Annotated in this window: 9 protein-coding genes (1 of these 9 running past the window's edge); 4 read left to right on the forward strand and 5 right to left on the reverse strand. The window is 47.2% G+C overall.

Features of this window, described 5'->3' with window-relative positions; genetic code table 11:
- From GZ78_RS04530 to ftsY, 5 genes are all read right to left on the reverse strand, one after another.
- Window positions 1-1,000 carry the 5' portion of a hypothetical protein gene (locus tag GZ78_RS04530; protein WP_152558547.1) on the reverse strand. It extends 185 nt beyond the left edge of the window, so only the first 1,000 of its 1,185 coding nucleotides appear in the window; its start codon is at window positions 998-1,000; the stop codon falls past the left edge of the window.
- Between the two features lie 400 nt (window positions 1,001-1,400).
- Window positions 1,401-2,258 (reverse strand): RNA polymerase sigma factor RpoH, encoded by an 858-nt coding sequence (gene rpoH / locus GZ78_RS04535; RefSeq protein WP_034833090.1) that lies wholly within the window; start codon window positions 2,256-2,258, stop codon window positions 1,401-1,403.
- Window positions 2,259-2,442: 184 nt separating this feature from the next.
- On the reverse strand, window positions 2,443-3,483 hold the full coding sequence (gene ftsX / locus GZ78_RS04540; protein ID WP_051785816.1) for a permease-like cell division protein FtsX: 1,041 nt from the start codon (window positions 3,481-3,483) through the stop codon (window positions 2,443-2,445).
- Between the two features lie 2 nt (window positions 3,484-3,485).
- Window positions 3,486-4,154, reverse strand: a complete 669-nt coding sequence (gene ftsE / locus GZ78_RS04545; protein WP_034833093.1) for a cell division ATP-binding protein FtsE — start codon at window positions 4,152-4,154, stop codon at window positions 3,486-3,488.
- Window positions 4,155-4,373: 219 nt separating this feature from the next.
- Entirely contained in the window at window positions 4,374-5,732 is a 1,359-nt protein-coding gene (gene ftsY, locus GZ78_RS04550) for a signal recognition particle-docking protein FtsY (RefSeq protein ID WP_034833094.1), read from the reverse strand.
- A gap of 463 nt (window positions 5,733-6,195) precedes the next feature.
- Here ftsY and GZ78_RS29810 point away from each other — a divergent pair, with 463 nt between their 5' ends.
- From GZ78_RS29810 to GZ78_RS04565, 4 genes are all read left to right on the forward strand, one after another.
- Window positions 6,196-6,402, forward strand: a complete 207-nt coding sequence (locus tag GZ78_RS29810; protein ID WP_034833096.1) for a hypothetical protein — start codon at window positions 6,196-6,198, stop codon at window positions 6,400-6,402.
- Window positions 6,403-6,713: 311 nt separating this feature from the next.
- Entirely contained in the window at window positions 6,714-7,307 is a 594-nt protein-coding gene (gene rsmD, locus GZ78_RS04560; protein ID WP_034833098.1) for a 16S rRNA (guanine(966)-N(2))-methyltransferase RsmD, read from the forward strand.
- A 16-nt stretch (window positions 7,308-7,323) separates the two neighbouring features.
- Window positions 7,324-7,503, forward strand: coding sequence for a DUF1289 domain-containing protein (locus tag GZ78_RS28100; RefSeq protein WP_169741416.1), 180 nt, complete (start codon window positions 7,324-7,326; stop codon window positions 7,501-7,503).
- Between the two features lie 170 nt (window positions 7,504-7,673).
- Window positions 7,674-9,308 carry an IS1182 family transposase gene (locus GZ78_RS04565; RefSeq protein ID WP_051785764.1) on the forward strand — a complete coding sequence of 545 codons (1,635 nt, stop codon included), beginning with the start codon at window positions 7,674-7,676 and terminating at the stop codon, window positions 9,306-9,308.
- Window positions 9,309-9,332 lie beyond the last annotated feature (24 nt).

Here is a 9,332-nt window from a genome sequence, read left to right on the forward strand (position 1 = left end):
CCTTATTACCCGGTTTAGCTGCCAATTCAATTCGAGCCTGGTTCAACTCGTTATTAGCAGCATCCCATGCTTCAGAAACTTCATCTTCACCAAGATCCACTTGACGACAAATCAAATCATTCAGAATCATACTGGCGTTACGCCTTAATTCTTCAAATTCACTTTCTGCTGGCTCTGCCATCCTTTCCTGAACTGACGCCATGAATTGCAGAAATTTGCTGTCTTTCTGGAGACAAGCCTGACGAATAGCCTCTCCCTTTCTTTCCGATAGCACCATGGCGCCCAGAGCATTTCTCAAATGGCCCAAAATATGATCTTGATCCAACTCTCCCCCACGCTCATTAATCTCTTCAACAATAGCTTCGAGAAGATAATCAATTTGCATGGGGATATGCTCAACAGCACCAGTTGCGATGCTCTCAACCAGACTCTCCATCTCCTCTTCCAGGCGAGTCCTAGAGTTGTATAAAGCAGCAAAACATTGATTCAATTTTATTGGACCCACTTCAGCTGCACTTAGTTTTGCACTTTCATCGGCAAGGTCAAAACCAGGAAACAGCTTCTGCTGCACAATCAATAACGGGTTTTGCCTACCCAAACATGCAAGGGCACTCTTTGAAAGTTTTGAGCTGGCAAGCTCCCCTTGAAAACGAGCGGAGTCCATTATCCGAATCAGAGCTGTAAGCTCTGCAAGAAAGTGCTCTTTTCCTTTCAGGGAGGATAAAGCTTCATGGTTCAGCTCTAGAGAGTCGATAGAAACTTCTGCATATTCCATCAAGTCAGCAACATCAAACTCTCCCTTTCTTTCCAACGCCGTTTTTAACACTAATGCTTGCCTGAATTCATAAAGCGACTGAAACGCCCCTCCAATATCTTCTTCTTGAATAGCCGTAATAAGCCCTTTCATTAACCTGACTGCTTCATTGTTATTGTCTGCGATCAACAGCTCTCTTCGTTGTTTCATTAACTCAGGAGTACCAGGGCGCGCCTCTGGAGACATTATTTTTACCGGCGCTTCAGACCTTATAAAGGCAGGCTTAATTTTTGGCTTGGTGTAAAAAACCTTAATGAGCCGAGAGGAAATCAAGATCTTTCCAAATCTTTTGAGTCCCCGACCAATTAACAGAATTTTTTTTCCGGCATAACCAACCCTGATATTGTAACCAAACACCCTGACTGTCTCAGGCCGAGCTGAGGACCCGGGGTTTTTAGAGGGATCTTGACTACTGGGAGGGGGCGCTCCTGGCCGTTCAATCATCGCTTCATCCTGAGCATTTATGACTATTCGAGAGACTTTATATAGAAACTATAGATAACAGTACCTTCCCCCTCCTTTTATCTCCAAACAAAAACACCCGCAACTAAGTGCGGGTGTTTAAAGAGAGCAGGCAAACAAAACGTCAGGCTTGCATGGAGCCTTTCACCTTTTTCATGGCATTTTTTTCCAGCTGCCTGATTCGCTCTGCCGATACACCATAATGATCAGCCAGCTCATGCAATGTAGCCTTGTCTTCGTTAAGCCAGCGCTTCTGAAGGATATCTCGACTGCGCTCATCCAATGTGGCCAGAGCATTTCTCAGCAAAGAAACCGAAGACTCAGACCAGTCAGAGTCTTCCAGCAGCCTTGCAGGGTCGGCACGCTGATCTTCCAGATAATGAGCAGGGGCGACATAAGCACCATTGTCATCACTGTCATCCGCATAACCATCAAAGGCTGTGTCCTGACCCGCCATTCGCCCTTCCATTTCACGGACTACCTTGGCTTCAACACCAAGATCAGTAGCAACAGCCTTAACCTCATCATTACTGAGCCAGGAAAGATGTTTTTTGGAACTGCGAAGATTAAAGAACAGTTTACGCTGCGCCTTGGTGGTCGCCACCTTCACAATACGCCAGTTCTTCAGGATAAATTCATGAATCTCAGCCTTGACCCAATGCACAGCAAATGAGACGAGACGAACGCCAACTTCAGGATTGAAACGCTTTACCGCTTTCATCAAGCCTACATTACCTTCCTGAATCAGATCTGCCAGAGGTAATCCATAGCCACCATAACTTCTGGCTATATGGACGACAAAACGCAGGTGAGACATAACCAGCTGACGGGCGGCCTCCAGATCATTCTTGTAGTACAGACGCTCTGTAAGACCTTTTTCCTGCTCGACAGACAACACAGCAATAGCGCTGACCCCTGTAACATAGGCATCTATATTCTGCCCCGGGACTAACATATCAACTGGTTGTAAACTGGTTCCCATCACTAACTCCGGTTAAGCGCAAAAAAGGCGCTCGACTTAATTCAAACTCCAAAAACAACAAACTGGCTTTCAATTCAATAATAACAAAAATCAGACTTCCTAACCCAAGCCACTTTACGCTTTTTTACGATCAAAATACTATAAAAACAGTCTTAAAACGGTCGCACCTTGTCAGAAAAGGTTTCTAGACAGGTTGCTCTTCAATCGTACGGATATGACGATAGCAGCTCACTGCTGCACCTGCCACCCCCAGAAAAACCCCGGATGCCAGCAATGATAAGAACATTGTCAAACCCGGACCTTCAGGTGTGAAATCACTGCCATACAAGGCTGCCAACTCCAGCACTCCAGACATCAAACCCGCCAGGAATCCCAAAATAATCAGCAATGCCAGAAGAGCGCCACCCAGTCCATACCACATTCCCATATACAGGAACGGCAGAGTGACAAAACCATCGGTTCCACCCACCAGCTTGATGACCTTGATTTCAGCCCGACGACTCTCAACACTGAGACGAACAGTATTACCTATCGTCAACAGAACAATAATCCCAAGAAGCCCTGATAGTATGACGGTAAAACGCTCCAGCAACTGCGTCATTGACTGCAAGCGCTTGATCCATTCCTGATCCAATCTTGCTTCCAACACCCCCTCTTTGACCTGATATTTTTTCATCAGTTCATTAAGCTGCTCTGGATTCAAGCCCTGAACGGGCGTCAACTCAAGAACCCCTGGCAAGGGGTTAAAACCCAGAGCATCAATGACTCCCTTCATTTTGGCTCGTTCCTGAAAGTCAGTCAGGCCTTCATCTGGGCTGATATATAGAAACTGCTCAACTTGCGGATCATCTCTGGCTTCAACCCTGAGACGATTAATTTGATCACGTTGCAGTTTGTTTTCGAGATAGAGCGAGATTCTTGGCTGACCTTCCCAGCCATGCCCAAGCGTCTGAAGGTTATTAGATAGCAACACCAAAATTGCCGGTAACGTGAAAGCCACTGCAATCATCAGGCAGTTCAAAAAAGAAGCAAAAGGCGTCTTAAAAATACGCCGCAATGAATCACCAGCCACCTGTCGATGCAAACTTTTCAGGTAGGCCATTGAAAAGCCGGTAGCCTCTCTTCTGGCTGCGCCTCTCTCAACTTCAGCTTCTTTCGGCACTGCTGCTTCAGACTGTTTTTTTCGACTACCGTCTTTATTCCTGACACTTTTTTTGGGAAACACGTTTAACGTACCTCCTGGTCATTCACCAGATACCCTTGATCGAGGGTCAAGATACGATGACGCATACGAGCAACCAGAGCCAGATCATGACTGGCTACCAGAACCGTAACGCCTACCTGATTAAAACTTTCAAATAACTGCATGATTTCAGCAGAAAGCTTAGGGTCGAGATTACCCGTGGGCTCATCAGCCAGAATGAGCGGAGGTCGATTAACAACCGCCCTGGCCAACCCTACACGCTGCTGCTGACCACCAGAAAGCTGTGTCGGATTCATTTTTTCTTTATCCAAAAGCCCCACCATATCGAGGGCAGCACGAACCCGGCCTGCACATTCGTGACGGGTGTGACCAGCAATAATCAAAGGTAAGGCAACATTATCAAAGACGGATCGATCGAAGAGCAGTTGATGGTCCTGAAAGACCAGACCGATATTTCTGCGAAAATAGGGAATCTGGCCACGCCCAAGTTTACTGGTATCGTGCCCTCCTACCCAGATACTGCCGGAGGTAGGTTGCTCCATCCGCATAATCAGTTTCAGCAGAGTACTCTTACCTGCTCCAGAATGACCGGTAAGAAAAGCTATTTCACCCCGATGCAGGTGAAAGCTGGTCTTATCCAGCCCCACGTGCCCTCCGGGATAACGCTTGGTGACATTGTCAAAGCGTATCATTCAGGACTTCCCTGCTACTTTATTCGTTTCGCTCATGACTGTTTACCGTGAAAAACATTTTGCCTTAACCGTTTTTATGCTGAAGCTGGCACAAAATATTTTTCCTCACTCATGGCTGCAGACAGAGACCAGTTTAATCTCCGTCTGCCTTTTCAGAACACTGCTGTCTGTGAAGTAAAGCCAGCCCGCTTCACACACTTATACTCAAGCAGTTTTAGCTCATGACTCAATCGGGTCGAACAGGGCTTCAACAAACTCGTCGGCTGAGAAGGGCCGCAGATCGTCAATCTGCTCTCCAACGCCCAAAAAGCGGATAGGCAGTTTCATCTGCTTAGACAGGGCAAATACGACCCCACCCTTTGCAGTACCATCCAGCTTGGTCAGCGCCATACCTGTCAGATTCACAGACTCGTGGAATATCTTGGCCTGATTAAGTGCGTTCTGACCTGTACCCGCATCCAGTACCAGTAGTACTTCATGGGGAGCCGAATCATCCAGCTTACCCAGAACCCGCTTCACCTTACGAAGCTCTTCCATCAGGTTGTCTTTATTGTGCAAACGACCGGCTGTGTCGGCAATCAACACATCTGCACCACGAGCTTTAGCCGCTTCAAAAGCGTCATAGAGAACAGAAGCACTGTCAGCCCCGGTGTGCTGGGCAATTACCGGGATGTCGTTCCGCTCACCCCAGACTTGCAACTGCTCTACAGCAGCAGCACGGAACGTGTCACCCGCAGCCAGCATGACTTTACGACCTTCATCCTGAAGCTTTCGCGCCACTTTACCAATCGTTGTCGTCTTACCGACACCATTAACACCCACAACAAGAATAACGTAAGGGGTTTTCTGCTCATCAATGACCAGAGGCTTGTCTGCAGGCTCAAGAATTTCCTTAAGTTCAGATTTCAGGGCTGCAATCAAGGCATCCGCATCGCCCAGTTCCCGGTACTTCACTTTTTTGGTCAGCTTTTCAATAATTTCTGTTGTGGCTTCAACACCTACATCAGATACCAGAAGCTGTGTTTCCAACTCTTCCAGCAGCTCTTCATCGATTTCTTTTTTACCGACGAAAATTTCTGCAACGCCATCAACAAAAGCGTTTCGAGTTTTGCCAAGCCCTCGCTTCATACGAGAGAAAAAACCCTTTTTCTCTTCCTGAGGCTCGACTGTTTCTGCTATCACGGGAGGGGCAGCGGCAACCGGGGTCTCTGCTACCTCTTCCGTCTTTTCCTCTACCAGCTCAGCCTGTACTTCAACGGGCTCTGATTCCAAGGTCTGGAAAGCCTGCTCCTGAGGAATATCCTCAGTCACTTCAACCTTGGCCTGAGATTCTTGTACTGGCTCTATTTCTACGGACTCGGCTTGGACTGGTTCAACAGAAGGCACTTCCTCTGCTGTCTCTACCACTGTCTCTACGACTTCAGCCTGGGCAACTGTTTCCTGGGGAGCTGCTACCGGCTCGGTTTTCGGACTCTCATCTACAACCTGGGCTGGCTCACTCTCTTTCTCTTCTTTGCGCCCCCAGGGCCAAAAACGTCGCTTAGCCGTTTTCTCATCACTCTTGCGAGAACCGAACATAAACTACTTCATCAGAATGGATTAAAAGGGTCACCGTATTAAAGCAGGTGGGTCTCAGGAGGCTAATCAAGAGCAAATACCATTCTCGGTCAGCCTTCTAGAACTGTGTATCCTATCTTACAGCTATTTACGAATGAAGCTTTTTACAATGAAAATACCCGTAAACAGACTCCTGACCTCATTATTACTCACTATCCGCTGCTGCAGTGAACTTTCCTTGCACTGGACGCTCCAATCCCCTCGGACCTTTCGATTAAAAGCTAGGAGGCTGACCGAGAATAGCGTCCGAGCATAAAATTCAGTAGAACGAGTCAGCTTTTTCACTGGATTTGTGCGAATAGTTGACCTATTTAAGCAAATTCAGTGGAAAAGATGGCCGTTCTTTCTGGATTTTAGGCCGGGCTGTCTATTCTCGGTCAGCCTCCTAGAGTGGATAGCAGCGCGTATTACCTGCTGCTGGCACTTGCTATCACCAACAAGCACTGAAACCTATTACATTTTTTTGAGTCACGTCCTGGATCAGGATCAGGATCAGGATCAGGATCAGGATCAGGATCAGGATCAGGATCAGCCACTATCCAGTAGACACATCTTATACTGGAGCCTGGCCGTCATATTGGGTGTTCTTATGCTGAGTTTTTTCGAGCACCATATTCCGGAAAGCCAGTAACAAAACCGCGGTTACTTCAACAGTGATTGCCTCAATCCCAGACACTCTTCCTTGAAAGTACGCCCCATTGATCAGGGAGGACTTCATTAATCTGGAAGTTGAACTGTCTACCCCCTTCCCACAAACTCCCCCCCAGTCTTGCCTGCAAACACACCAGCGAAACAGCCTCTGCAAGCAGCCTGCTGGAAATACTGGTATCTCCTCAGAAACCTGTGGTTATCTCTTTTGGTAACTGATGTACAATCACGCCTTTATTTGCCTTGAACCCTCTCCCCCTGGGACTGCTTCAATGCTATTAACAGGAGTGATCGATGGCGCGAAGACCTGCCGTCAAACAACGCCCCAATAAAGGTGGCGGACAGTTAAGAATTATTGGCGGCCAGTGGCGCAGTCGTAAACTGCCTGTCGCGGACCTGTCTGGTTTGCGACCTACCTCTGACCGCGTGAGAGAAACCCTGTTTAACTGGCTGGCACCTTATGTTCTAGGTGCCAGAGTTCTTGACTGTTTCAGTGGCACCGGGGCTTTGTCTCTGGAATCGCTGTCCCGTGGTGCCAAAGAAGCGACCCTGCTTGAAGCTGCTTCAGAGGCCTCTAAACTGCTGAAAGAAAACTTGAAAACCCTTCAGGCTGAGAATGCTACCGTCGTTCGCACTGACAGTCTGAAATGGTTACAGCAACCTGCTGATCAGGCTTTTGACCTGATTTTCCTGGACCCACCTTTTCGTCAAGGTCTACTGGAAGAAACTTGTCGTCTGCTCAACACCCATGATTACATTCACAGCGGCACACTCGTTTACATTGAGGTTGAAAAAGAACTGTCGCCTCTGCCCATACCTTCAAACTGGTCAGTTATCAAAACAAAAACGGCCGGCCAGTTAAGTTATTACCTGTTAAGTATTGAGTAGCTAAAAGCGATAAATCATGAACCCAGTAGAATCCCCCTGTATCCGTCAGTGCGCACTTAACGAAGACCAGGTTTGTACTGGCTGTTTTCGCAGTCGTAACGAAATAGCTCGATGGAGTCGAGCCAGTCAGGAAGAACAAAAAGAGATTGTTGTAAACGCCACTAAACGTTCAGAGATGCGAAGTCTTTCATCATAAAAAAGGCTCTGCCGTTTTTTTATGACTCCAGGCACTTTCAAGAATTCCTATGACTGAAAGTGCTGAAAAGATAAAAGCACTCTTGACATCCTCCCCCAGCTAGGGAGGGTGTCGCAAAACCTACTACAAGCCGGTAATCTGTATATTCAAGTAGCTTTACCGGCTTCAGCATGACGACAAGAACTCAAATAAAAATTAATACTGCTCCACAGCTCGATATTTTTTCAGGTACAGCCAGTAGTTCTGATCACAAAAAACAGGATGAATCCAAAAGATCAGCCAACAAAACAGGCAAACGACGTTTTGTTGCTCCTGACCCCAACGCAATCACTCTTGGCAACACTAACCTGAAAGAGCACCTTGAACTAACCGGTCAAAAAACACCTTTTACCGTTGCATCCCTTCTTGATGAACAGGACTGGTCTGATTTTGAGCAAAGGTATGCATTAGAAGGACGTCCTCCTTATTCACCCCGTAATATGATGGGTTTGATTCTCTATGGCATTATGCAAGGCATTACCTCGTTGAGAACTCTGGAACGATTAGCCCGTGTCGATCTTGGCTGTATGTGGGTTACCGGAGGGATTTTTCCAGACCATGCCATTATTGGTCGCTTCATCAATATGCACAGCGAGTCCATGACCGGTGCTTTCTTTGAAAGCCTGACACGAGCCGTTCTCAAAAAAACAGACTCCGATGGAAGTTGTCTGGCTGGTGATGGGACCGTTATAGAAGCCGCTTGCTCAAATTACAACCTGATGAAGCAGGAAGCTGCGCAACAGGTGCATGAAGCAGCACAAACGCAAGCTGACAACCATCCAGATTGCCCTGAAAGCCAAAAGAATCTGGAGATGGCCAGCAGTGCTCTCGAAGCAGTCGTTGAACGCAACGCGAAGCGAAAGAAGAACGGTAAGTCAGAAAGTGCTGTCGTAAGCCCTACAGAGCCTGAAGCTGTTGTCCAAAAGATGAAACGGGGGCGAGGGTACACAACGAGTTACAAGCCATCCGTATTAGCTAATAACAAGCGGGTGGTACTGGCTCAGGCTGTAGACCCTACCAATGAAACTACTGTCGTAAATCCAATGCTTGATCAGTCAATGCAGATCACGGGTAAACCAGTCGATGAAATGCTATTGGATGCTGGTTATTTTAATGATGAAGTCATTGCAACCAGTCTGGAGCACGATATCAGCCTGCTATGCCCTGAGGGTAAAGAACCAGGCAAACCCAAAGAATCCAAAAAGTTCCAGAAGGGACATTTTTATTACGATGAAACCAATGACGTTTATCGTTGCCCTGCAGGAAAAGAGTTGACTCCCATTGGTAAGATAAAAGGGAGCGCTCGCACAAAGGAGCAGAAGATATATGGCAATGGGCCTTGCGAAGGCTGCCTTCTCAAAGATAAATGCACGAGCAATAAGAAGGGGCGGCGCATAAAGCGCTATGCAATGGATGATGCTAAAGATGCACTGAGGCAGGTTATGCAGCATCCGAAAGCCAAAAAGTCTTTCAGCAAAAGGAAGGCGATGGTTGAACCTGTGTTTGCCTATTTACGGGATGTACAGGGATTAAACCGCTTCCGTCGCAAGGGGCTGGAAAAGGTTAAACTGGAATTTGGTTTGCACTTGCTGGCTTACAACCTGAGTAGGGCTGTAAAGGCCAATATTTACGCTATTTTATGGTACAACTGGCTTCTCTGGGCGTTGTTTGAGAAGTGTCACCCATTTATAGAAAAAATGGACAGCTGGGAAAGAGTCCCAATGAAGTGTCATTCTACACCGAGCAAAGCGCCTCACTGGGTTTGAATTTTGGCTTTTAAGACACCCTCT

It is taken from the genome of Endozoicomonas numazuensis (assembly GCF_000722635.1).
In the GTDB taxonomy this organism is placed as follows: Bacteria; Pseudomonadota; Gammaproteobacteria; order Pseudomonadales; family Endozoicomonadaceae; genus Endozoicomonas_A; species Endozoicomonas_A numazuensis.